Annotated in this window: 25 protein-coding genes; 10 read left to right on the forward strand and 15 right to left on the reverse strand. The window is 32.9% G+C overall.

Translation table 11 applies throughout. The annotated features are described in order from the left end of the window. From BM053_RS00875 to BM053_RS00890, 4 genes are all read right to left on the reverse strand, one after another. Window positions 1-2,202, reverse strand: a complete 2,202-nt coding sequence (locus tag BM053_RS00875; protein WP_091472946.1) for a TonB-dependent receptor — start codon at window positions 2,200-2,202, stop codon at window positions 1-3. After that, complete coding sequence (locus BM053_RS00880) at window positions 2,202-3,494, reverse strand: tetratricopeptide repeat protein (RefSeq protein ID WP_091473730.1); 1,293 nt, start codon at window positions 3,492-3,494, stop codon at window positions 2,202-2,204. Before BM053_RS00880 ends, BM053_RS00875 begins: the two co-directional genes overlap by 1 nt. A gap of 66 nt (window positions 3,495-3,560) precedes the next feature. Beyond that, on the reverse strand, window positions 3,561-4,118 hold the full coding sequence (locus tag BM053_RS00885; protein ID WP_091473733.1) for a DUF4331 family protein: 558 nt from the start codon (window positions 4,116-4,118) through the stop codon (window positions 3,561-3,563). Window positions 4,119-4,143: 25 nt separating this feature from the next. Continuing rightward, window positions 4,144-4,794 carry a DUF4331 family protein gene (locus BM053_RS00890; RefSeq protein ID WP_091472949.1) on the reverse strand — a complete coding sequence of 217 codons (651 nt, stop codon included), beginning with the start codon at window positions 4,792-4,794 and terminating at the stop codon, window positions 4,144-4,146. 199 nt (window positions 4,795-4,993) lie between these two features. Here BM053_RS00890 and BM053_RS00895 point away from each other — a divergent pair, with 199 nt between their 5' ends. Next, window positions 4,994-5,524, forward strand: coding sequence for an RNA polymerase sigma factor (locus BM053_RS00895; RefSeq protein WP_091472950.1), 531 nt, complete (start codon window positions 4,994-4,996; stop codon window positions 5,522-5,524). A 2-nt stretch (window positions 5,525-5,526) separates the two neighbouring features. Next, window positions 5,527-6,315: an anti-sigma factor gene (locus BM053_RS00900; protein WP_091472953.1), complete on the forward strand. Its 789-nt coding sequence runs from the start codon at window positions 5,527-5,529 to the stop codon at window positions 6,313-6,315. Window positions 6,316-6,371: 56 nt separating this feature from the next. Here BM053_RS00900 and BM053_RS00905 read toward each other — a convergent pair whose 3' ends face one another. From BM053_RS00905 to BM053_RS00955, 11 genes are all read right to left on the reverse strand, one after another. After that, on the reverse strand, window positions 6,372-6,551 hold the full coding sequence (locus BM053_RS00905) for a hypothetical protein (RefSeq protein ID WP_091472955.1): 180 nt from the start codon (window positions 6,549-6,551) through the stop codon (window positions 6,372-6,374). 3 nt (window positions 6,552-6,554) lie between these two features. Beyond that, a complete protein-coding gene (gene ftsY / locus BM053_RS00910; RefSeq protein ID WP_091472958.1) occupies window positions 6,555-7,508 on the reverse strand; it encodes a signal recognition particle-docking protein FtsY in 954 nt (317 codons plus the stop codon). A gap of 279 nt (window positions 7,509-7,787) precedes the next feature. After that, window positions 7,788-7,940, reverse strand: coding sequence for a DUF4295 domain-containing protein (locus BM053_RS00915; protein WP_091472961.1), 153 nt, complete (start codon window positions 7,938-7,940; stop codon window positions 7,788-7,790). An 8-nt stretch (window positions 7,941-7,948) separates the two neighbouring features. After that, window positions 7,949-8,131, reverse strand: coding sequence for a 50S ribosomal protein L33 (rpmG, locus tag BM053_RS00920; RefSeq protein ID WP_011963553.1), 183 nt, complete (start codon window positions 8,129-8,131; stop codon window positions 7,949-7,951). Between the two features lie 26 nt (window positions 8,132-8,157). Then, the gene (gene rpmB / locus BM053_RS00925) at window positions 8,158-8,394 is read right to left on the reverse strand and encodes a 50S ribosomal protein L28 (RefSeq protein WP_091472963.1); all 237 of its coding nucleotides are present in this window, start codon (window positions 8,392-8,394) and stop codon (window positions 8,158-8,160) included. Window positions 8,395-8,468: 74 nt separating this feature from the next. Next, a complete protein-coding gene (locus BM053_RS00930; RefSeq protein WP_091472964.1) occupies window positions 8,469-9,719 on the reverse strand; it encodes a CinA family nicotinamide mononucleotide deamidase-related protein in 1,251 nt (416 codons plus the stop codon). Window positions 9,720-9,857: 138 nt separating this feature from the next. Further along, window positions 9,858-10,202: an Hpt domain-containing protein gene (locus BM053_RS00935; protein ID WP_091472967.1), complete on the reverse strand. Its 345-nt coding sequence runs from the start codon at window positions 10,200-10,202 to the stop codon at window positions 9,858-9,860. A 2-nt stretch (window positions 10,203-10,204) separates the two neighbouring features. Continuing rightward, window positions 10,205-10,816 (reverse strand): fumarylacetoacetate hydrolase family protein, encoded by a 612-nt coding sequence (locus BM053_RS00940; protein ID WP_091472973.1) that lies wholly within the window; start codon window positions 10,814-10,816, stop codon window positions 10,205-10,207. Between the two features lie 70 nt (window positions 10,817-10,886). Beyond that, window positions 10,887-11,657, reverse strand: coding sequence for a 3'-5' exonuclease (locus BM053_RS00945; protein WP_091472977.1), 771 nt, complete (start codon window positions 11,655-11,657; stop codon window positions 10,887-10,889). Window positions 11,658-11,975: 318 nt separating this feature from the next. Beyond that, window positions 11,976-13,271, reverse strand: a complete 1,296-nt coding sequence (locus BM053_RS00950; protein WP_091472980.1) for a dihydrolipoamide acetyltransferase family protein — start codon at window positions 13,269-13,271, stop codon at window positions 11,976-11,978. A gap of 98 nt (window positions 13,272-13,369) precedes the next feature. Further along, on the reverse strand, window positions 13,370-14,536 hold the full coding sequence (locus BM053_RS00955; RefSeq protein ID WP_091472983.1) for a glycosyltransferase family 2 protein: 1,167 nt from the start codon (window positions 14,534-14,536) through the stop codon (window positions 13,370-13,372). Between the two features lie 38 nt (window positions 14,537-14,574). Between BM053_RS00955 and BM053_RS00960 the strand changes: the two genes are divergently transcribed. The 8 genes from BM053_RS00960 (at window position 14,575) to BM053_RS00995 (ending at window position 25,347) form a co-directional block, all read left to right on the forward strand. Further along, a complete protein-coding gene (locus tag BM053_RS00960) occupies window positions 14,575-16,437 on the forward strand; it encodes an ABC-F family ATP-binding cassette domain-containing protein (RefSeq protein ID WP_091472986.1) in 1,863 nt (620 codons plus the stop codon). Between the two features lie 108 nt (window positions 16,438-16,545). Continuing rightward, a complete protein-coding gene (locus BM053_RS00965; protein ID WP_091472989.1) occupies window positions 16,546-17,325 on the forward strand; it encodes an O-methyltransferase in 780 nt (259 codons plus the stop codon). Between the two features lie 84 nt (window positions 17,326-17,409). Beyond that, window positions 17,410-18,099: an ABC transporter ATP-binding protein gene (locus BM053_RS00970; protein WP_091472992.1), complete on the forward strand. Its 690-nt coding sequence runs from the start codon at window positions 17,410-17,412 to the stop codon at window positions 18,097-18,099. 78 nt (window positions 18,100-18,177) lie between these two features. Next, window positions 18,178-18,747, forward strand: a complete 570-nt coding sequence (locus tag BM053_RS00975; protein WP_091472996.1) for a cob(I)yrinic acid a,c-diamide adenosyltransferase — start codon at window positions 18,178-18,180, stop codon at window positions 18,745-18,747. Window positions 18,748-18,977: 230 nt separating this feature from the next. Beyond that, window positions 18,978-19,199, forward strand: a complete 222-nt coding sequence (locus tag BM053_RS00980) for a DUF2795 domain-containing protein (RefSeq protein WP_011962743.1) — start codon at window positions 18,978-18,980, stop codon at window positions 19,197-19,199. A gap of 76 nt (window positions 19,200-19,275) precedes the next feature. Continuing rightward, window positions 19,276-22,626, forward strand: a complete 3,351-nt coding sequence (secA, locus tag BM053_RS00985) for a preprotein translocase subunit SecA (RefSeq protein WP_091472998.1) — start codon at window positions 19,276-19,278, stop codon at window positions 22,624-22,626. A gap of 173 nt (window positions 22,627-22,799) precedes the next feature. Further along, window positions 22,800-23,108 carry a hypothetical protein gene (locus BM053_RS00990; RefSeq protein ID WP_091473002.1) on the forward strand — a complete coding sequence of 103 codons (309 nt, stop codon included), beginning with the start codon at window positions 22,800-22,802 and terminating at the stop codon, window positions 23,106-23,108. A 94-nt stretch (window positions 23,109-23,202) separates the two neighbouring features. Continuing rightward, window positions 23,203-25,347: a TonB-dependent receptor gene (locus BM053_RS00995; RefSeq protein WP_091473005.1), complete on the forward strand. Its 2,145-nt coding sequence runs from the start codon at window positions 23,203-23,205 to the stop codon at window positions 25,345-25,347. The last annotated feature ends 265 nt before the right edge of the window (window positions 25,348-25,612 follow it).

Raw genomic sequence — 25,612 nt, forward strand, 5'->3', positions numbered from 1 at the left:
TTAAAACCTATAAGTAATCTTACCTTTTAGATAAAATGGTACTCCTGGTGTAAAATGTATTTCTTCGACACTTTGGGTTTCATTTTGTAATCTACTTTCGGTAGCAAATTGGGTTTCGTTCCACTTTGTATTAAAAATATTTTCTACCGAAACACCAAAAGTTACACTTTTGTATTCATAATTTATATTCAAATCCGAAACTATATATCCTTTTGCAATTATTGAATTATCCTCATTAGCTGGTCTAGATTTCAAATATCGGTAATGTAATCCTCCCGAAAAACCTTTGTATTTACTAACACTTAACCCTCCTGTCGATGTAAAATCGGGTGCTAACGGGACATAATCTTGTCCTTTTGGCGCATCGATACTTCTAGCATAAGTATAATTAACATCGGTATCAAAAAACAAATAATTAGATAACTGGTAACGCAAACCAAAATCGAAACCCATTCGTTTTGTTCTTCCAGAAATCTCGACCGTTGCAGCATCGCCAACATATACTAATTCTTCTTGCAAATTTAGCATCCAAATAGCTGAATTGAGCAATAGTTTAGGGAACGGTTTTGCGATAATTCCTAAATCTGAGCCAAAAGCTGTTGGCAAAATTTGCTTCCCAGCATTAGCAACCACCACTCGTGTATCGTTAGAATGAAATCCTAAACCTGATTTTAAGTAAAACTGTAAATTATTATTTTGAGTAAAAATAAAGTTCAGTTTTGGTGAAAACTTAGCTTTATTTTCAGTTTGAGTTTTATAAGTTGTCGCCAATTTATCTTGATATTCAAACTTAAAATAATCGAATCTAATGGCTGGATTTATCTTTAATTTTCCAAAATCGAATTCAGTATTCAGATAAGAGAAAATATTGGTTTCATCTATATCTCCTAATTTTAAATGATTCAAAGTTGTGTAACGGCCTACTGTATGTGATAATTCAGTGTCTTTTGTAGCATCATTTCTGAAACCAAAACCCAATTGAAAATTAGAGTTTTCTAATTTCTTGTTCAATTCCGCATTCAACCCAAAAATATCTCTATTCTCTTTCTGGTGTATTTGATCACCATTTATTGGATCTTCTAAGAAGAATGTAAAATTAGAATACAAGTCGAAATTGTATTTTGAATAAAAAGCATTCGCTTTTAACAACGTATTTTCATCGATAGGTTTCGATAACGAAACATTCAAGTTTGTTCTCGAAGTTTTTCCGCCTTCAGTATCATCAACAGCACCAAATCTTGAAATTAATCCAGCATCAATTAACCGTTGCGGAATTTGACCCGAAGCATCCCATTTACTTGTAAAGTGAGAAGCATTGATAGAAAACTTACTATTATCGGCAAAGACTGATGTGTATTTTCCAAATAAATTAATACGTTTAAAATTTTGTGGTGAGTCGAACGCACCATTGGTCATAATATATTCTGTGGCCAAATAAGCATTCTGATTTTTTTGTTTTTCTAATAAATTAAAAAGCCCCACCGTTTTGAAAGTGTTAAATTGTCCTGCTTCGACACTTATCATATTCTTGTCTATTTTTTCTTTTGTTAAAAACGAAACATAACCTGCTGTGGCAAAATCTCCCTTATTAGCATAATAAGTTCCTTTTCCGAAATCTATTTTTTCGACCGTTTCTGGAATCACAAAATGTAAATCTGCATAACCTTGTCCGTGAGCGTGAGAAACCATATTTACAGGCATTCCATCTACTGAAACGGCAATATCCGTTCCGTGATCGATGTCGAAACCACGCAAAAATATTTGTTCTGCTTTACCGCCACCAGCATGCTGACCAATGAATAATCCTGGTACTTTTCGTAAAATTTCTTGCGAAGAATTTACTGGAGTAGTTTGTAAATCTATTTTAGAAATCACATTCATTGCATTAAGTTTTGAATGAATAACTACTTGATCCAAATTAAATGCATCGTCTTCTAAAACTATCGAAATCTCATTAGATACAATTGTATACTCTAATTTTTTAAATCCTAAAGCTGTAATAATTAATACATCTGAAATATTTGTTTTATCGATATTAAAATTTCCAAACTCATCAGTATGTGCGTGATATTTAGAATTTATGTTCAATAAATAAGCATTTTCAACTGGATTTCCCAATGAATCTTTTACTATTCCTTTTTGCATTTGCGCAAAGCTCGAAAATGTAATGAGTGAAATTAAGATTGCAAAAAGTGATTTCATTACAAATTATTTATTTTTTGTTCAAAAATTGGTCCTAATTCATACAAACTAGATTGTAATTCTTTTTTTATAGGTTTTACCTTGTCTTCTAAATTATTGGCTTTATAAATCATTGCCAAATGATAATTCAATTCTGGCTCAAATGATTTGTTTTCAACATATTTTTGAGCAATTTCTAATGCTTTTTTGGTATCACCCAAATTATAATATGCCCAAGCTAATAAATCGTAAGAATCTGGAGTTGGACGATGCTCAACTTCTATTTTTGCAATTTCGAGTGCTTTTGAAGAAGTAGATTTATTATCAGCATAAATTGAAGTGTTGTATTTGTTATACATCGCGCCATAATTATTATTGGTTAGCATTTTAAAATAAGAACTTAAATTTTTCTTTTCGTCAACCGTATTTTTTTCATATTCGGCAATTTCTGCTTTCAGTAAATAAAAATCGGGCGAATTGTGTTTTTTAGAAACCGCATCGATAATTCGTTTGGCTTCGTTTGTATTTTTTTCGTGAGAAAAAGCAATCCAAGCAATTCCTTTTAGCGCATACGAATTGTTAGGTTCTACTGCCAATGTTTTCAGGTAATAATCATACGATTTTTTTATATTTCCTGCATGACCATTTAAATCTCCAAGGTTAGAAAATGTCCAGATTTTCAATGCTTTATTATCATTTTTAACAGCAACTTCTTTAGCTTTTTCCATAAATGAAATAGCAGTTTTCAAATCTCCTAAATGATCATTCCATTTCGAAATTCTGATTAAATAATCAAAATCTTTACTATCAGTTAAAGCATTTAGGTTTTTCTGAGCTTCAGTATAATTTCCCAATTCCATATTTACATCAAAAAGTAATTTCTGAGTTTCTTTCATTCCTTCGCCAATAGCCAAAGCTTTGTTTGCCAATACTAAAGCTTCTTTAAAACGGTGTTGCGAAATATAATTTCTGCCTAAAGAACGAATCGTTCCTACTTGAGAATATTTGAAAGTTTCGTTCGATTTTAATAATAATTCTTCGGTTTTGTACAAATCATTAATATTTCCTGTTATTTCAAATAATTTCGAATAATTTGAAGCTATTTGAGATAAATAGGTAATTTGATTTGGTGCCGCGTCGAATTTTTTTTGCCAAAAATCTATTTCATACTTTGCAAAATCTAGCGATTTGTTTTCTTTCATTTCTAGAAAGACATTGTAATCTTTTGGGTTGGTAACTTGATCTGATTTTTTTTCGCAACTTATCATTACTAAAGTGGCAAAAAACAGGATTACTAAATTAAATGTTTTCATTGTGTTTGTTTTTGTTGCTTTTAAAAAATTAGAGCGCATAGTTTTATACGCTCTAATTTTAATAATCTACCAAGCAGAAGCTAAGTAAGGAAATGAGGCAGAAAAGGTTTTGTCGTTTGCACCAACATTATCGGAAGTAAGTCCTGCATTTGAAGTTCCTGTTGGACCACCAAAAATAAGAAGCAATTCAACATCAATAACGTCATCAGCAAGTGCACGACCTGTTAGCACATTTGTTCCATCAAAAAATGTAGTCGTTCCAGTTTTTTTAACACCCAAAACGTCAGTAGCTAACAATCCTGTAAACTGAGCTGCAGTTTGACCTAATGCATTTGTTGTATATCCAGAATTCAGAGCCAATAATCTTGATTCAAAAACAGATTGATAACTTGCACCCATCGTTGAAGGAATTGTAGTATTGAAAGCATCTTTAGGAGCTCCAGAAGCAATAAAAACGGTGTTTATTGCTGGTCTAGCCATTTGGTCTTTTTGTACATAAGTTCCTGAAAAATCAGTTGTTGCTGGTGTAACAGGAGCAACTGATTCATCATCATTGTTACAACTCGTAAACATTGCTATTCCTACAATTGACAATGCTATAATTTTAAATTTATTTGTTTTCATCTTTTTACTTTTATTAAAAATTAAATTATTGTTTTTGTTTAGTTTCTGCCCAAACATTGATAGTTGCAGATGTTCCCAATAAAGATTTTGGCACTTCAACAATTGTTGCTAAAACATTTGTTCCTGCAAAACTATCTGTTCCGGGATTGTTAAATCCAGTTGCAGTTCCTGCAAGAATCGCTTTAAACTGATTCAAATCGAAAAAGAACGGATCATCTCTTGGTCCTGCAAAAAATTTCATTCCGTTTGAAGTCGAAGTAATTGCTGCTCCTCCGTACGAAGAAATATCTACACTTCCTGAAGCCCCAGCCGTTTTTACAGTACTTGATGTCCCTGTTGTTCCTGGCGCAATTGGTCCAAAAAAGTACATTTTACCACCTCTCTTAATCGCTTGAATAACTAAATCTTCAACATTATCACCTGTGTTGTCAATATTAATTTCTGTCATTACATTTTCGTTAAATACCGCTGTTGCTGATGCACCCGGACTTAACAATCCTTGTGTGTTTACTACAAACACCATATTGTTTGTGTCTTGTCCCTGAAAAGCATACACATCGGTAATGTCATTTGCATTACCTGTTATTGCTGGAGCATCTGCGTGGTCAGCAGCAATTAATAATAGACCTGAAATCGCAACAAACGATAGACCTAATAACATTTTTGTTTTTTTCATTGTTTTAAATTTTTTAATGATTATAAATTGATTTACGCAGAATAGTTATTTATGGTTTTAAAAAAAGTAATATTTTTTAAATTATTTTTTTAAACTACTGATTATAAGTGTTTTAAAATAAAATATATTTTTAAAAATAAATTAAAACTAAGTATTAAATAAAGTTTATATAGATTTGTATTAATCAAAAAAACATTTTATGTCACAAGAAGAAGTTTTAGTATTAATAAAAGAAAAAGACAGTCGAGCTTATACCATATTATATGATATGTATTCGAAAAGCCTTTTTGCAGTGATTATTAATTTGGTCAAAGACCGAGAAGAATCTGAAGATGTCTTACAAGAAGTTTTTGTAAAAATCTGGAAAAACATAGATTCTTATAACGAAAGTAAAGGTCGTTTTTATACTTGGGCACTTAATATTGCTCGAAATACGAGTATAGATAAAATGCGTTCTAAAAACTTTAACAACAGCAAAAAAAACCTATCGTCTGATAATTTCGTACATCTATTAGATGACAGTAACAAATTAATTAATAAGATTGATACTATTGGAATTCAAGAATTTGTAAAGAAGTTAAAGCCAAAGTGTATTGCCATAATAGATTTATTATTCTTTAAAGGTTACACACAGCAAGAAGCTTCCGAAGAATTAGAAATTCCTTTAGGAACTGTAAAAACACAAAATAGAAATTGTATTAACGATTTAAGAAATTTTTTACACGTATAATTATGGACATAAAAGAATATATAGAATCCGGAATATTAGAACTCTACGTTTATGGTTTGCTCGACGAAACCGAAAACTTAGAAGTTGCTAAAATGGCGAAAACACATAAGGAAATTGATGATGAAATTGTTTCTATAGAAAAAGCAATTGTGAATCTTTCGACTAGTTTTTCACCTTTTTTATCAGTAGAAAATTTTGCTAAAATAAAATCTAAGCTAGATATAAAACACACTAAAGTTATTGATTTGAAATCAAAAAATAATCGATTTAACTATATAGGTTGGGCAGCAGCGGCAGTATTTCTTTTAGGAATTGGTTATCAATACAACCAACAACTAACTTTTGAAAATGATATTGTTACACTTGAAAAAGAGAAAACAAAATTGAACGAAGTATTGGTTTCTACTGAAAATAAAAACAAACAAACTAAAGAAGCTTTGGCTGTAATTCGTGATTCTAAAAATACTATAATCAGCCTTGCGGGACAAACTGTTGCACCAACAGCATCGGCAAAAGTATATTGGAACAAAGAAACACAAGTTGTTTATGTAGACGCTTCGGGCTTACCAGAACCACCAGAAGGTATGGTTTACCAAGTTTGGTCGCTAAAACTAAAACCTGCACTTACGCCCACAAGTATCGGATTGTTGTCTGACTTTACAGCAGAAAATAATAAAATATTTGCTGTAAGTAAAACTGGAAATGCGGAAGCTTTTGGAATTACACTCGAACCAACTGGCGGAAGCAAATCACCTACCATGGAACAATTATATACTTTGGGAGTAGTTTAAAAACTCAATGTATTTATAAAAAAGTAAAACCACTCGTTTGAGTGGTTTTTTTATTCTTATTTTTTCTTAATCTGCTTAATCAAAGCCAATACATAAAGAATTAAAGTAGCAAAAAGGCAACCCGTTTCGAAAGCAAAATTGTCTTTTGTTGTGCGTGCTAAAAGCATAAATACTGTTCCGAATATAAATAAATGCAACGGATTTAAGCTTTTGTAATAGTCAGTTAGTTTACTCATATCTTATTTAAAAAAAGAATCTACAAATTCGTATTTGTTGAAAACCTGCAAGTCATTGATGCCTTCTCCAACACCAATATATTTTACAGGAATCTGAAATTGGTCAGAAATTCCTATAACAACGCCACCTTTTGCGGTTCCGTCTAGTTTTGTAACAGCAAGGCAAGTCACTTCGGTTGCAGCAGTAAATTGTTTGGCTTGTTCGAATGCGTTTTGACCAGTAGAACCATCAAGAACCAACATCACGTCGTGTGGCGCGTCTGAAATTACTTTTTCCATAACACGTTTTATCTTGGTTAGTTCGTTCATTAAACCAACTTTATTGTGCAAACGACCAGCAGTATCTATAATGACAACATCGGCATTTTGTGCTACGGCACTTTGCAAAGTATCGAAAGCTACTGATGCTGGATCACTTCCCATTTGTTGTCTTATGATAGGTACGCCTACTCTATCCGCCCAAATTTGTAATTGATCGATGGCAGCGGCTCTAAAAGTATCGCCAGCACCAAGAACTACGCTATATCCTGATTTTTTGAACTGATTGGCTAGTTTCCCAATAGTTGTGGTTTTTCCCACTCCGTTTACACCAACTACCATAATCACGTATGGTTTTTTGTCTTTTGGAACTTCAAATTCAGAAGCTTCGCCTGAGTTGGTTTCGGATAAAAGTCCTGCTATTTCTTCTCGAAGTATTTTGTTCAGTTCGTCGGTTCCTAAATATTTGTCATTAGAAACTCGAGCTTCGATTCGTTGTATTATTTTTAAAGTCGTATTTACTCCTACGTCTGATGATACTAAGATTTCCTCAAGATTATCGAGAACATCGTCATCTACTTTAGATTTTCCTGCTACGGCTTTTGTAAGTTTTGATAAAAAAGAGGTGCTCGATTTTTCGAGCCCTTTGTCTAAGTCTTCTTTTTTTTCGGAGGAGAATATTTTTTTGAAAAAATTCATTTGGTTTTGGTTGTTAGTTTTGTTGGATTTTTAGTTTTATACCAAAATTCCGAAATTTAATAGATGCCTACAGTTTTTATTTAGCCCTGATGGAAGTGAAAATCCTTTATATACCTGACAGGTTTTAAAAACCTGTCAGGTATATAAAGATTGTAACGAACAGCAGGAAAATGGCTTAATAAATTCGAAAATGTTTTGCTTCTAAAAAAATTACGTACAAATATAAAATAAAAAAGCTACTTCCGAAAGAAAGTAGCTTTAGTATATTGTTATGTTAGATTATTTCTTTTTCAAGAATGTATCTACCTCTTCTGGTGTCATAATTGCTTCAACAAAAGTGTAAGCTCCAGTTGTTGGAGATTTTACCATTTTGATTGCTTTAGATAATCTCTTAGAAGCTGTTTGTAAAGTTGCTACGGTTTTCTTTGCCATGACTTATATTATTTAATTTCTTTATGAACAGTTACTCTTTTCAATACTGGATTGAATTTTTTGATCTCCAAACGATCTGGAGTATTCTTTTTGTTTTTAGTTGTAATGTAACGTGAAGTTCCAGCTACGCCAGAAGCTTTGTGCTCAGTACATTCTAAAATTACTTGGATTCTATTACCTTTCTTTGCCATCTTGCTATATAGTTTTTAGGACCGGATTATTTTATAAATCCTTCTGACTGCGCTTTTTTCAAAACTGCAGAAATTCCGTTTTTGTTAATCGTTTTGATTGTAGAAGCTGCTACTCTTAGAGTAATCCATCTGTCTTCTTCAGGAAGGTAAAAACGCTTTTTGATCAAGTTCACAGAGAATTTTCTCTTTGTCTTGTTCATTGCGTGAGAAACGTTATTTCCTACCATCGCTCTTTTACCAGTAAGGTCACAAATTCTTGACATTATATTATCTTTTATCGTTATTCAAAATTCAGAGTGCAAAAGAACGAAAAATAAATGGTTGTAGCAAATTATTTTTAGTAGTTTTTTAAAATTTCTTTATAAATTATTTCTAAACCTTGATTTACCGTTCTATCTATCACTTTTTCACGGGGTTGGCCAAAATTGAATTTTTCAGAAAAAACTCCTTTTGGAGTAGCGATTGCGATAAAAACTGTCCCGACTTCTGCATCTGCATCACCTTTATCGGGTCCTGCATTTCCTGTTGTGGCAATTGCAAAATCTGTTTTAAATATTTTTTGTGATTGTAAAGCCATTGCTTCGGCAACTTGTTTACTTACTACCGAAAATTCATCGATAATTTCTTGCGAAATACCTAAAACATTCACTTTTGTTTCGGTTGCATAACTTACAATACTTCCTTTGAAATAATTTGAAGCACCTGAAACTGATGTTATTATTGATGCAATTTTTCCGCCCGAACAACTTTCTGCGGTAGAAATGGTTAGCTTTTTATTGGTTAACAATTTTCCTAAAACGACTTCGATGGTTTCATCTTCCTCGAAACCAACAATACAGTCGGAAATGATTAATTGTAGTTTTTCGACTTGTGTGCTAATTTCTTTTTTCAATAAATTTTCGTCAACGCCACGAGCCGACAATCTTAATCTTACTCGTCCTGGATTTGGCAAATAGGCCAATTTGATAAATTCTGGCAAATTGTCTTCCCAAGTTTCTATTCTTTCGGCTAATAAACTTTCCCCAACGCCATAAGTTAGAATCGTTTTGTGAATAATAAACGGTCGTTCGTATTTTGTTATTAATCTTGGAATCACTTCGTTTTCTATCAAGTATTTCATCTCGTACGGGACACCTGGCAAGGAAATAAAAACAGTATTTTCCTTTTGTAACCACATGCCCGGAGCGGTTCCTACTTGATTAAAAAGCACTTCACATTTTGACGGAACTAATGCTTGGTCTTGATTGAGTTTTGTAATTGGTCGTTTGAAATATTGCTCTATAAGTTGTGTTACGTGAGTTAACACTTTTTCGTTAATTATTAATTGATCATCAAAATATTCGCAAAGTGTTTTCTTAGTAATGTCGTCTTTTGTTGGTCCTAAACCACCTGTTATAATGACAACATCAACTTTATTTTGTAATGATGAAAGTGTATTTAGTATATGTTGCTTATCATCAGTTATTGACAACATTTCGTGTACACCAATTCCTATTTTGTCTAACGATTTGGCTATTACCCCCGAATTTGTATCAATAATTTGACCTATAAGTATTTCGTCACCTACGGTTACTATGGTTGCTTTCATTTTTGAGGCTCTAAGGTTCTTAGGAACTAAGGTTCAAAGGTTTTGAGATAAAGATTAAAATGTATAAATTTTTGAAAATTTATTGTAACCGAATTATCTATTTTTAATTACTTATAGCATATTACTTATTGCCTAAAGCTATAAGTTAAAGTCTTTTTTAATCTCAGCTAAAGCCAAATCGATGCGACCTGACATGCTTTTGTATATTTCTTTAATTTCTTTTTTCTTGCCTTTGTCTTTTGTCCATTGTTCTATTTGCAGAATTTCTTCATAGGAAGCTTCCATTCCTAACAAATCGAGTGTAGGTTTTATTTTATGGGCATAACCATACGCATGGGAATGATCCTTAGAATTAATTCCCTCCTTAATTTGCTCTACATCCGACGGAACTTCTTCTATAAATAAATTAATTATTTGAAGTACAAAATCCTTGTCATCGTCAGAAATTGCATAAACTTTTGCTAAATTATAATGTATTGCCATGATTACTTTACTTGAATTCTAAATAATTTATTTTCTTCTAAAAAACCTTCTAAAACATCATTAGGATTTACTTTTGCAACTCCTGCTGGCGTTCCGGTAAAAATAATATCACCAATTTTTAGGGTGAAATATTGCGAAACATAAGCAATTAACTCATCTATTTTCCACAACATATTCGTTGTATTTCCCTTTTGAACTGTTTCTCCATTGTTGGTTAATTCAAATGTAATATTTTCTAGGGAATTGAAATTTTTTTTCGATAAAAAGTCACCTATCACCGCTGAACCGTCAAAAGCCTTTGCTTTTTCCCATGGCAAACCTTTGTCTTTTAGTTTTTGTTGCAAATCACGCGCTGTAAAATCGATTCCGACACTAATTTCATCATAATATTTATGTGCAAACTTGGCATCGATATATTTTCCAACTTTATTTATTCGCACAATAATTTCTATTTCGTGGTGAATATCGTCAGAAAATTCAGGAATTACAAACGGATGTTGCTTAAGCAATACCGCCGAATCTGGTTTTAAAAAAACTACTGGTTCCGTTGGACGTTCGTTTTGTAATTCGGCAATGTGTTCGGTATAATTTCTACCTATGCAGATTATTTTCATATTCTTTGAGGTTCTGAGGTTCTAAGAATCTAAGGTTCTGAGCTACTTAGCGTCTCAGAACCTTAGCGCCTTACTTTGTATTTAACTTTCTTAATTTAATAGCTGTTAAAACCTTCTTGGTATATAAAGGAAAGTCAGCATTTTGAATCCAACTGAAATAACCTGGTTCGGTTTCTAATACTTTATCTACTTTTGCGCCTTTGTGTTTTCCGAAGGTAAAAATCTCTTCATTATCCTTATCGAAAGCTATCATTCCTGCAAAATCAGCGATTTTTTTTCTGGTTGTGAATTCTGAAAGTGATTTCATGTCGTTTTCTAATTCAGGATAACGATCCAATTGTGCTTTTAGTATTTCGTAAGTCGCCATTGTGTCCGCTTCGGCAGAATGGGCATTTTCTAATGATTTTCCTGTATAAAATTTTAGAGCTGCACTTAATGTACGTTCTTCCATTTTATGAAAAACAGTTTGCACATCGACAGAAACGCGTCCTTTCATATCGAAATCGACTCCGGCACGAAGTAATTCTTCTGCTAATAAAGGAATATCGAATCGATCAGAATTAAATCCTGCTAAATCGGAATCTTTTATCATATTATATACTTGCGAAGCCAATTCGTTGAAAGTTGGTTCGTTTGCTACTTTTTCGTCTGTTATTCCGTGAACTGCTGTGGTTTGTGCGGGAATTGGAATGGTAGGATTTACCAACCACGTTTTGCTTTCTTTGTTTCCGTTTGGAAAAACTTTAAATACTGATATTTCTACAATTCTGTCTTTTCCTATGTCGATTCCTGTGGTTTCTAGGTCGAAAAAGCAAATTGGACGTGTTAATTTGAGCTCCATTTGGTTTGTTTGTGTTGGTACAAATGTAAAAGTTTCAGAGCTGTAAAGTAACAAAGTTTCAAAGTTTTTTTTTGAACGCTCATGACTCGGATTAAACGGATTTTCTCAGATTAAATAAATGTAATTTTAACGACAACCGTTTCTTTATAGCCCTGATTGCAGTGAAAATCCTTTTTTCGTCAGTTCGAGTAGCTTGCAAAGCGTATCGAGAACAAGAAAAAAGATTGCAATCTCGTCTTTTGGGACGAGACAGGAAATAGCTCCTAAAAAAAAGCGACTCAAAATTTGAATCGCTTAATTATATTGTGCTTATTTTTTTTAGAAATCTCTGTTTACATCGAATGCTTCTAAGTAATCAGCAACGCGTTTTACGAAGCTTCCTCCTAATGCACCATCGACAACTCGGTGATCGTATGAGTGCGAAAGGAACATTTTTTGACGAATTCCGATGAAATCCCCTTCTGGAGTTTCGATAACTGCTGGCACTTTACGAATGGCTCCAAGCGCTAGAATTCCTACTTGTGGCTGGTTGATAATTGGTGTTCCGAAAACTGAACCAAAAGTCCCAACATTCGTTACTGTATAAGTTCCCCCTTGTGTATCGTCTGGTTTCAATTTTCCTGCTTTTGCACGATTTCCTAAATCATTTACCGCTTTTGCCATGCCTACCAAGTTTAATTGATCTGCATTTTTTATTACTGGAACGATTAAGTTTCCGTTTGGTAAGGCTGCTGCCATTCCTAGATTGATATTTTTCTTTTTGATGATATAATCACCATCAACTGAGATATTCATTCCTGGAAAATCTTTTAAGGCTTTTGCCACAGCTTCCATCATAATTGGTGTAAAAGTTAGTTTTTCGCCTTCACGTTTTTCGAAAGCATCTTTAACTTTATTTCTCCATTTTACAATATTCGTCACATCGACTTCGATAAACGACTGTACGTGTGCCGATGTTTGTACCGAGGCAACCATGTAACCAGAAATTAGCTTACGCATTCTGTCCATTTCAACGATTTCGTCGCCTCCATTTACAGAAACTGGTGCTGCTTTTTGTACTACTGGAGCTACATTTTGAGTCGCTGCAACTGGCGTAGAAACCACTGCGGGTTGATTTCCTCTATTTTTTATGTAATTTAAAAGATCTTCTTTAGTAATTCTTCCGTCTTTTCCAGAACCTTTGATACTTTCTAGTTCAGCTACTGAAACACCCTCCTCTTTAGCGATATTTTTAACTAATGGAGAAAAGAATTTATCTGAATCTGAAAAATTAGCTGGAGCTGAAACTGATTCTTTTGCAGCTTCTACCGTTTTAGTAACTTCTGCAACAGCAACTGGAGTTGCTTCTTGTTTTGCTACAACAACATCTCCACCTTCGGTTTCGATAATAGCAATAGTTTGTCCTACCTGAACTAAATCATCTTTATTGAATAATTGTTCTACCAAAATTCCTGAAACTTCACTAGGAACTTCGCTATCTACTTTATCGGTAGCAATTTCTAGAACGGCTTCGTCCATTTCGATTTTGTCACCAACTTGTTTTAACCAATTTGTGATAGTCGCTTCTGCAACGCTTTCTCCCATTTTTGGAAGTTTCAATTCAAATCTTGCCATATTGTTTGCCTAAAAGGTTGTTTTGGTTTTGATGATGCAAAAATAATAAATTTAACACTAATTTCACGAATTAACATCAATTAAAAAAAAATTGAAATCTAGCTTTTAAAATCTGATATTAAAATTACTTCTCCGCGATCATTACTACTATTGCTACCTATAAGAAAATCAGCGGTTTGCGGAAGTGTTTTATAGGTTATATTTTTACCCTTATTCGATTGCATTATTTGAATTATATCTTTAAAATTGATGAAATTATTATCAAATATAAATTCAAAAGTCGATTTTTTAGATAAATTTTGCGAATAGTTTATATTTAAAACCTCTTTTTCAACAAGAAAAACCTCTTTTTTTAATTCCGTTTGAAGCTTTTCTTTTAATAATTCATTATCCGAGATTAAAACATAACTTTCTGGTAATAATCTAGCCTTTTGTTGACCTTGAAACATTTTGATAAATGAGAAAAATACAATTCCAATTTTCATAAATAATGAAAAGAAAACAGATACTTTAAAATGTTTTTTATAAAAGAAATTCATCGCTTCCTGAAAGCGTTTCATATATGTTTTGTCCTTAATTGTGCTTTCTCCTTTATAATGAATTACTGTTGTTTCGTGGAAATAATAATTCGATTTTCCTTTTTGCAAAACCATATAACTCAAATCGATATCGTCCGAATACATAAAACAATTTTCGTCGAAGCCACCTATTTCTAAATACAATTCTCGTTTCATTACCATAAAAGCTCCAACCAAAATATCGACTTTTCCCGTTTCGTTTTCGTGTAAATGTTGTGCGTAATATTTTCCAAAATAATTTGAAAATTTATACAGTCCGAAAATTTTAGTAAATGCTACAAATGGAGTTGGAATGCCTCGTTTACTTTCTGGTAAGAAATTTCCTGTTCCGTCTATGAGTTTGCAGCCTATAATTCCTAAGTTTTTTTGCCTTTCGGCGAAAGCCAAAGTTTTTACAAAAGTATCTTCAGCAACGACTGTATCTGGATTAAGAATACAAATATATTCGCCTTTTGCCTGAGCAACTCCTATATTGTTTCCTTTTGGAAAACCTGAATTCTCTTTGTTTTCGATGAGTTTCACATTTGGAAAACGAGATTTCATCATTTCGCAACTGTCATCGGAAGAATTATTATCGATTACAATTATTTCTGCATCAATAGTTGAAAGTGCTTTTTGAACACTTAAAACGCAAAGTTCGAGAAAATAACGAACATTATAATTAAGAATGATAACTGATAGTTGCATTTGACAAATATAAATTACTTTTGCAAAAAAATACTCTTGTGAATTACTTATCTGTAGAAAATATTTCGAAATCTTTTGGTGAACGAACTTTGTTTGATAAAATTTCTTTTGGAATAAACAAAGACCAAAAAATTGCCTTCATTGCTAAAAATGGTTCTGGAAAAACCACGATTATGAATATCTTAAACGGTATTGATGATCCTGACACTGGGCAAGTCGTGATTCGCAAAGATATTCGAATGGCTTTTTTGTCTCAAAATCATAATTTACAAGACGAATTAACTATTGAAGAAAGTATTTTTGCTTCAGATAACGAAACGCTAAAAATAATTGAAGCCTACGAAAATGCATTAGAAAATCCTGAAGACGAAGAAGTTTACCAAAAAGCTTTCGACGGAATGGACCAACACAATGCTTGGGATTTTGAAACTCAATACAAGCAAATTTTATTCAAATTAAAGTTAGAAGACTTTAAATTGAAAGTTAAAAATCTTTCGGGTGGACAAAAAAAACGTCTTTCATTGGCTATTATCCTGATTAATCGTCCTGATTTATTAATTCTTGACGAACCTACGAATCACTTGGATTTAGAAATGATTGAATGGCTAGAATCTTATTTTGCTAAAGAAAACATCACCTTGTTTATGGTAACGCACGACCGTTTCTTTTTGGAACGTGTTTGTAACGAAATTATCGAATTAGACAACGGAAAACTATACCAATACAAAGGAAATTACTCTTATTATTTGGAGAAAAAAGAAGAACGTCTTATTTCCGAAAACGCCAGTGTTGACAAGGCACAAAACTTATTTGTAAAAGAATTGGCTTGGATGCGTCGTCAGCCAAAAGCAAGAACGACCAAGTCGAAATCACGACAAGACGATTTTTATGTTATTAAAGAAAAAGCAGAAAGCCGCCGAAGAGAAAACGTAGTCGAATTGGAAATTAATATGGAACGCATGGGAAGCAAAATTATCGAGCTTCACAAGGTTTCTAAAAAGTTTAATGACAAAGTTATTTTAGACGAATTTTCTTTCGATTTTCAGCGTGGTGCCCGAATTGGTATTATAGGAAAAAATGGAACTGGAAAATCTACTTTTTTAAATTTACTAACCAGTACAATTCCCGCAGACAGTGGTAAAGTTGTGGTTGGAGATACTATCAAAATTGGTTATTACACACAAAGTGGTATCAATCCGAAGCCAGGACAGCGTGTTATAGATATTATAAAAGAATATGGAGAATATATTCCGCTTACAAAAGGAAAAATTATTTCGGCTTCACAACTGTTAGAGCGTTTTCTTTTTGACAGCAAAAAACAATACGATTATGTCGAAAAACTGAGTGGTGGCGAGCTAAAACGCTTGTATTTGTGTACCGTTTTGATTCAGAATCCTAACTTTTTGATTCTCGATGAGCCAACAAATGATTTAGACATTGTTACATTAAATGTCCTTGAAAGTTTCCTTCTTGATTACCCTGGTTGCTTGCTTGTAGTGTCGCACGACCGCTATTTTATGGATAAAATTGTAGATCATTTATTTGTTTTTCGTGGCGAAGGAGAAATTGAAAATTTCCCAGGAAATTATTCAGATTTCCGTGCTTATGAAGACAGTGCCGATGTTGCTCAGAAAGAAGAAAATAAAGCTGAAAAGAAAGATTGGAAACAAAACAATCCGACAGGAAATTTGAGTTTCAATGAGCAAAAAGAATATCAAAAAATTGAAAGAGAAATTAAGGATTTAGAAGTTCAAAAAATCGCAATCGAGCAATTATTTTCTGACGGAAAAGTTGATGATGCTGATATTTCTGCCAAAGCCAAAGAGTTAGAAAATATTATTAATAAAATGGAAGATAAAGAAGAACGTTGGTTCGAATTATCTGCAAAAATTGAAGGGTAAAAAGTCAAACACGAATTTCACAAATTTTCACAAATTTTTTTTAACCTTAAATTTAGTTTGTATAATTTTTTAATTCGTGTCAATTAGTGAAATTTGTGTTTAAATTTTATGATTCACATTTTAAAATCATACTTAAGATTCCTTTGGAACTCCAAAAACGAACACGGAGTGCATTCTCCATTTGTATTCGATTTGGTGACCAAATGTTTTTATGACAAATCTTCAAAACCAGAATACTTACTTCTAAAAGAGTATCGAAACTCACTTTTAAAGAATAAAAATACAATTGAAGTTACGGATTTTGGAGCTGGTTCAAGAGTTTTTAAATCCAATACACGACAAATTTCTAAAATTGCAAAAACGGCAGGAATTACTTCAAAACGAGCAGAATTATTGTTTCGAATTGTTAATTATTTTCAACCAAATTCTATTTTAGAAATAGGAACTTCATTAGGATTAGCCACTTCTGCCCTTTCGTTAGGAAACTTAAAGGCTAAAATTACTACTTTAGAAGGTTGTCCTGAAACTGCTTCAATTGCAAAAAATCAATTGCAAAAAATCAATTGTAATAATGTAGAATCGGTTGTAACGGAATTTGAAAGTTATTTCAAAAATCATCCATTATCAACTATCGATTATCAATTAATTTACTTTGACGGAAACCATTCTAAAAAAGCTACTTTAAATTATTTCGAACTTTTATTACCAACAATTACTAACGATTCTGTTTGGATTTTCGATGATATACATTGGTCACACGATATGGAAGAAGCTTGGGGAATTATCAAAAACCACGAAAAAGTAAAAGTCACGATTGATACTTTTCAATGGGGAATTGTATTTTTTAGAGCCGAACAGCAAAAAGAACATTTTGTGATTCGAACATAAAAATTGTAACATAATCCTAAAATTTTAGTCTAATTCATCAAGTTATACTTTAAACTTTTTAACTTTAGACTTTAAATTCAAAAAATGGCAAATCCATTAATCAAAATAACCAATATCAAACGAGATTTTGTTCTCGGTAGCGAAATTATCAATGTTCTAAAAGGCATCGATTTACAAATAAACAAAGGTGAATATGTCGCGCTCATGGGACCTTCAGGTTCTGGAAAATCGACATTAATGAATCTTTTGGGTTGTTTAGATACGCCAACTTCTGGAACTTATATTCTGAACAATAAAGATGTTTCGCAGATGATTGATGATGAATTGGCAGAAATTCGCAACAAAGAAATAGGATTTGTTTTTCAAACTTTCAACCTTTTGCCAAGAACAACTGCTTTAGATAATGTGGCGCTGCCAATGATTTATGCAGGATTTTCAAAATCTGACCGTAATATTCGTGCCACCGAAGTGCTCGAACAAGTAAATTTAGGTGATAGAATGGACCACCAACCGAACCAACTTTCGGGCGGACAAAGACAACGAGTTGCGATTGCAAGAGCATTGGTAAACAAACCTTCAATTATTCTTGCCGACGAACCAACAGGAAATTTAGACAGCAAAACATCGGAAGAAATTATGAAACTTTTTGGCGAAATTCACGCCAACGGAAACACAGTAATCCTTGTTACTCACGAAGAAGAAATCGCACATCATGCACACAGAATAATTCGTTTGCGAGACGGATTAATTGAAAGCGACACTATTAAAAATTAACAATTGATAATTATCAATTATCAATTATCAATTATCAATTATCAATTATCAATTATCAATTATCAATTATCAATTGCAATGAAAGTATATACAAAAACTGGCGATAAAGGAACCACAGCACTTTTTGGAGGAACTCGTGTCCCAAAAGACCATATTCGAATAGAAAGTTACGGAACAGTCGATGAATTAAATTCCTATATCGGACTCATTCGCGACCAAGAAATAAACCAACATTACAAAGACATTCTAATCGAAGTTCAAGACCGATTATTTACCGTCGGAGCAATTCTTGCCACACCACCAGAAAAAGAAGTGATGAAAAACGGAGAATTACGTCTTCAAAAACTCGGAATCATAGAAAGCGATATCGAATTATTAGAAAACGAAATCGATACTATGGAAGATTCTCTTCCGCAAATGACACATTTCGTGCTACCAGGCGGACATACAACTGTGTCATATTGTCATATTGCCCGTTGCGTTTGTCGTCGTGCCGAACGATTAGCCGTGCATTTAAGCCATAACGAACCAGTTGCTGACATAGCAATTAAGTATTTGAACCGACTTTCTGACTACCTTTTTGTCTTGGCACGAAAGTTGACTTCAGACTTAAACGCTGACGAAGTACAATGGATTCCGCGTAAATAGTTTTTGAAGCTATTTCCTGCTATTCATTTCAAACGAAGTTCACTGAACTCCTATGAAAATAAAAGTATAGTGAAGTAATCTTTTCTTTTTTTAAAGAAAAAAAAGAAAAGGATTTCCACTTCTATCAGGGCTAAAAATCACGTTCTTAACTTTATTTAAAAATAAATCAAAAAAAACTTGATTTTTTCAGTAGAAAAATTATTTTTGCATTAAAATTAAAATTCAACAAAATGTATTGGACATTAGAATTAGCATCTTATTTAAGTGATGCACCTTGGCCTGCTACCAAAGACGAATTAATCGACTACGCAATACGAACTGGAGCTCCTCTAGAAGTTGTAGAAAACCTACAATCTATAGAAGATGAAGACGAAACGTACGAATCGATGGAAGAAATTTGGCCTGATTATCCAACCGACGAAGATTATCTTTGGAACGAGGATGAATATTAGAAATAAAAGCTATTAAAAAAGTCTCTACACGAGACTTTTTTTTGGTTAATTATATAAAATTATAAACAGAATTATTATGAGTTTCATAAACAATATCTTAAAAGTATTTGTAGGCGACAAATCTCAAAAAGACGTCAAAGCTATACAGCCAATTATCGCTAAAATTAGAGCTTTAGAAAGCAGTTTAAGTAATTTATCTCACGATGAATTAAGAGCTAAAACCGCTTATTTTAAAGAAATAATCAAAAAAGCACGTTCTGAAAAAGACACTAAAATTGAAAGCCTAAAGCTTGAAGTTGAAGCCATTCAGGATATCGATGCTCGTGAAGACGTATACGCACAAATTGACGTTCTTGAAAAAGAAGCTTACGAAATTTCTGAAAAAACACTAAACGAAATTCTTCCTGAAGCATTTGCAGTTATCAAGGAAACAGCAAAACGTTTCAAAGAAAACACACAAGTTACAGTTACTGCTACTGCAAAAGACAGAGAACTTTCAGCAACAAAATCATACATCAATATTGTTGGAGACACTGCCGTTTGGGCAAATTCTTGGAGTGCTGCAGGAAAAGAAATCACTTGGGATATGATTCACTACGACGTTCAGCTTATAGGTGGAGTTGTGTTGCATCAAGGAAAAATTTCTGAAATGCAAACAGGTGAAGGAAAAACTTTGGTTGCTACGCTTCCACTTTATTTGAATGCTTTAACTGGAAACGGAGTGCATTTAGTAACCGTAAATGACTACTTAGCAAAACGTGATAGCGCTTGGAAAGCACCTTTATTCGAGTTTCACGGATTGATGGTAGACTGTATCGATTTACACCAACCAAACTCAGACGCACGTCGCAAGGCCTACGATGCCGACATTACTTACGGAACAAATAACGAATTTGGTTTCGATTACCTTCGTGATAACATGGCACATTCACCAGAAGATTTGGTTCAAAGAAAACACAATTTTGCTATTGTCGATGAGGTCGATTCTGTGTTAATTGATGATGCTCGTACGCCATTAATTATTTCTGGTCAAGTTGTAGATGGCGATCGTCATGAATTTACAGAATTAAAACCAAAAATCGAAAACTTAGTAAACATTCAACGTCAATTAGCAAACGGATTTCTTACCGAAGCCAAACGTTTAATAAAAGAAGGTAATACTAAAGATGGTGGTTTTCAGTTATTGAGAGCACACAGAGCATTGCCTAAAAATAAAGCATTAATTAAGTTTTTGAGTGAAGAAGGTATCAAAGCCCTTTTACAAAAAACGGAAAACCAATACATGTCCGATAACAATCGTGAAATGCCAAAAGTAGATGAGGCATTATATTTTGTTATTGAAGAAAAAAACAATCAAGTAGAATTGACTGATAGCGGAATCGAAATCATGTCTAAAGATACTGAAGAAACATTCTTCGTATTACCAGATATTGGAACCGAAATTGCACGCATCGAAAAATTAAATCTTTCGACTGAAGAACAAGGAGAGCAAAAAGAAAAATTATTTCAAGATTTTAGTGTCAAAAGTGAGCGTATTCACACCTTAACACAACTTCTAAAAGCTTACACATTATTCGAAAAAGATACAGAATATGTATTGATGGACAATAAAGTAATGATTGTCGATGAGCAAACTGGTCGTATCATGGACGGTCGTCGTTATTCTGACGGATTACACCAAGCAATTGAAGCTAAAGAAAATGTAAAAATTGAAGATGCAACCCAAACATATGCCACGGTAACTTTGCAAAATTATTTCAGAATGTACAGCAAATTAGCTGGTATGACTGGAACAGCAACGACTGAAGCAGGTGAACTTTGGGAAATATACAAACTTGATGTTGTTGAGGTTCCTACAAATAGAGGAATGTCACGTATAGACAAGGAAGACTTAATATACCGTTCGGTTCGTGAAAAATTTAATGCAGTTATCGAAGATGTTGTAGTACTTTCTCAATCTGGAAGACCAGTTCTTATTGGTACAACATCAGTAGAAATTTCTGAACTATTAAGCCGAATGCTTAAAATGAGAAACATTCCACACAATGTTTTGAATGCAAAAATGCACAAGCAAGAAGCACAAATTGTTGAAGAAGCAGGAAAACCTGGAGTGGTAACTATTGCTACAAACATGGCAGGTCGTGGTACCGATATCAAATTAACTCCTGAAGTAAAAGCAGCCGGAGGTTTAGCAATCATTGGTACAGAACGTCACGATTCTCGTCGTGTCGATCGTCAGTTACGTGGTCGTGCAGGTCGTCAAGGTGATCCAGGAAGCTCACAATTTTATGTATCTCTAGAAGATAACTTGATGCGTCTTTTTGGTTCTGACAGAGTTGCAAAAATCATGGACAGAATGGGACTGAAAGAAGGTGAAGTGATTCAGCATTCTATGATGACCAAATCTATCGAACGTGCTCAGAAAAAAGTAGAAGAAAATAATTTCGGAACTCGTAAACGTCTATTAGAATATGATGATGTTATGAATTCGCAACGTGAAGTTGTGTACAAACGTCGTCGTCACGCATTACATGGTGAGCGTCTAAAACTGGACATCGCCAATATGATGTACGACACTTGTGAAGTAATTGTAGAAAAAAATAAATTAACAGGTGATTTCAAAAATTTTGAATTCGATTTAATTAAAAATTTATCTATCACATCTCCAGTTACACAAGCGGAATTTGCTAAACTTACGGATATTGAATTAACAGGAAAAGCATACAAAGCAGCTTCTGAATATTATACCGAAAAAAATATTCGCGATGCACACGAAGCATTTCCAATTATTAGAAATGTGTACGAAAACCCAGGTAATAATTTCGAACGTATTATCGTTCCGTTTACCGATGGTGTAAAATCGTTGAATGTAGTTACCAATTTGAAAAAAGCATACGACAGTCAAGGGAAGCAATTGGTTGCTGATTTTGAAAAAAATATCACACTAGCCATTGTTGACGATGCTTGGAAAAAGCATTTACGTAAAATGGACGAGATGAAACAATCTGTTCAACTAGCAGTTCACGAACAAAAAGATCCTTTGCTTATTTATAAGTTTGAAGCTTTCAAATTGTTTAAAAACATGTTAGATGGTATTAATAAAGAAGTAATTTCATTCTTATTTAAAGGAGATTTGCCTCAACAACAAAATAATATTCAAGAAGCAACGCAAGTTCGTCAGAAAGAAAATTATATTGAAAGTAAAGATGAAATTCTTAATATAGAAGAACAAGCAGAACGCAATCATGAAGCTGGACAAACGCAACAACGTCAAGTTACAGAAACTATAGTTCGTGATATGCCAAAAATAAATCGTAACGATACGGTTATAATCCAACAAGTTTCTTCAGGAAAAACAGAAGAAATGAAATTCAAAAAAGCTGAAAGTTTATTAGCTTCTGGAGAATGGGTTTTGGTTAATGAATAACTAAATAATCTAAATTTATTAATCCTCAATTGTGAAAACAGTTGGGGATTTTTTTTGAAATTTATCTTTGATATAAAGCTTATGAAAGCTAAATTTGCATAAAATATTTTTTTCTGAAATACTTATTTACCATATTATTATCTGCTGCGCTTTTATTTCCTTCTTTTGGAAATATGGTCGTTTATTTTACTTTCAAAATAAACCAAGATGAGATTGCAAAAACAATTTGTATTCAACGACAATTGGTAAATAATACTTGTAATGGTCGTTGCGAGCTTCAAAAAAGTTTAAAAAAATTAGATTCAGAAAAAAAAGCAGAATCAAGTTTTAAAGAAAAATTAGAGCTAATTTACACACAATTCATACCTAAATATGAATTTGCTTCTATTACATTTTCAGAAGACAAACAACAACCGTTTACACCTATTTCTAGCAAACCAACTTCGGTTTATTTTACTGTTTTTCGCCCACCACTCGTTTAATTATAATTTTTAATAGCTCATTTCAAATTCTTGAAATGCATTTTTTGTTGGTTTCCAATCAACGAAAAAAATATTAATATTTATAATTATCTTAATGAAAAATATATTTTTCGCCCTAATTATTATTGGGCAATTTACTTATGCACAAAATAAAATAGCAAAAGACACTATTAAAACCGAACAACAATTAGACGAAGTGATTGTAACTGCCAATCGTGGTGTAACAAAACGTTCTGAAATTCCAGTTTCGGTAAGTAAACTAACCGCAAAAACAATTTCAGAAACCAAACCAACAGCAGTTTATGAAATAATTAATAAAACGTCGGGCGTACTTATGGTAAACCTCGGTAACGAGCAACATGCGATGGCAGTTCGCCAACCTATTTCGTATTCTAGTTATTTTTTATACTTGGAAGACGGTCTGCCAATAAGACCTTTAGGTGTTTTTAATCACAATGCATTATTAGAAATAAATCAGTTTTCACTCAATAGTATCGAAGTAGTAAAAGGACCAGTTTCCTCCATTTACGGACCAGAAGCCATTGGAGGAACAATCAATTTTATAACTCAAAATCCAACATTAGAGCCTACGTTCAAAATTGGACTTCAAGCTGACCAATTTGGTTACAAACGAATGCAAGTTGCAGGCGGAGCAACTGTGGGCAAGGTTGGTTTTTATGTTTCGGGTTTAACTTCTGATCAGAAAAATTCTTGGATGGCAGCTTCAGATTATGACAAAAACAATATTAATTTAAGATTGGATTATGCTATAACACCAAGGACAAAATTAATAACCACTTTTATGCAAGGAAAATACTATTCGCAAACAAGTGGAAGCATAAACGAAGAAACTTTCTATTCTAGAAATTATTCTAGCACAACCGATTTTACTTATAGAAGTTCTGATGCAATGAGAACCCGATTAACTTTAGAACACAAATGGAATGACAAGTCAGAAAGTTTTGTCACCGTTTTTCATAGAAATAACAAACTCGGGCAAAATCCGTCTTACGGAATCCGATGGACAACTGGACAAACAACTGCCAAAGGAGAAATAAACTCTAACAATTTTAAAAGTTATGGTGTTTTGGCGCAACACTCTCAAAAATTCGATTTTTTAAATTCAAATTTAATTATTGGAGGATTATTTGACCGTTCGCCTAATGATTATTATTCTAATCAAATCAACTTAAAAGCCAACTTAAATCTTGGCGGACAATCTGTAAATACTTATGAGAATCTTGGAGAAAACGGAGTAAAACTAGCCGATTATAATGCAATTATCAAAAATACAGCTGGTTATTTACAATATAGTTTTAATGTTATCGACAAACTTAAATTTACATTAGGAACTCGTTTTGATCAAATGGATTTAAGTTATACAAACAATGTAGGCATTGTCGCATCGGGCGAAAAAAAATACAGTCAACTGACTAGCGAGATTGGGTTAAATTTTAATTTGAATAAAAACATTGGCTTTTATGGAAATGTAGCGCAAGGTTTTGCTCCTCCAGGATTAACATCAATTTTTAGAAAAAAACCAAATACAGGAACAACAACCGTTTCAGCCGAATTTTATTACAATTTAGAACCTGCAAAATTCAACAATTGCGAAGTTGGCGGCTTTTTAAACTTGTTACAAAACAAATTAACTTTTGATTATGCCGTTTATTATCTACAAGGAAAAAACGAATTATTAAACATTCGTCAACCTGATAACTCGACCGATTATCAATCGGCAGGAGAAACGCAACACAAAGGAATTGAGTTTGGGGTGAATTATAGACCAATCCAAGAATTGCATTTTAGAATTGGAGGAACAACAGCAAAACACAAATTTATTGACTTCAAAGTAAGCGATAAAACAACTGATCCTGTTCAAAGATTAGATGGCTTCGAAATGCCACAAGCACCAAAATGGGTAGGAAATTCAGAAGTTAGTTATTACCCAAAATGGTTACCAAATTTCAGGACAGCTATCGAATGGCAATACGTTTCCAGTTATTACCAAGACCAAATAAACACGGTTAAAGATTCTGGCTACAACTTTTTTAATGCAAGAATTGGTTATGCTTATAAAGGCATCGAGTTTTACACAAACATTCTAAATCTAACCGATAAATTATATGCTTACAGCGTTACCAAAGGAAATAATGCAAGCGACAAAGCCACTTATACAGCTTCTGCTCCAAGAACTTTCATGATGGGGATCCAATATAATTTCGATTTAAAAAAGTAATTTTGAAAGTTTTTCAATCAGAATATTAAGGATGTTTTAAATGTATTAAAGAAGGTAAATTTCTGTATCTTTACTAAAGTTCAATTCAGAAAACTAACTTAAAAAACATATTATCATGGCAAAAAGTCAAGACGCAAAGAAAACAGAGAAAAAGGAACCGCTAAAAACAGCAAAGGAGAAGAAGGAAGAAAAAAGAGAAAAGAAAAATAATCCTAAAAGAGATTAAAAAATACTTAAATCCTCAATTACTAAAAGTGATTGGGGA

This window comes from Flavobacterium swingsii, from assembly GCF_900111965.1.
Classification (GTDB): Bacteria; Bacteroidota; Bacteroidia; order Flavobacteriales; family Flavobacteriaceae; genus Flavobacterium; species Flavobacterium swingsii.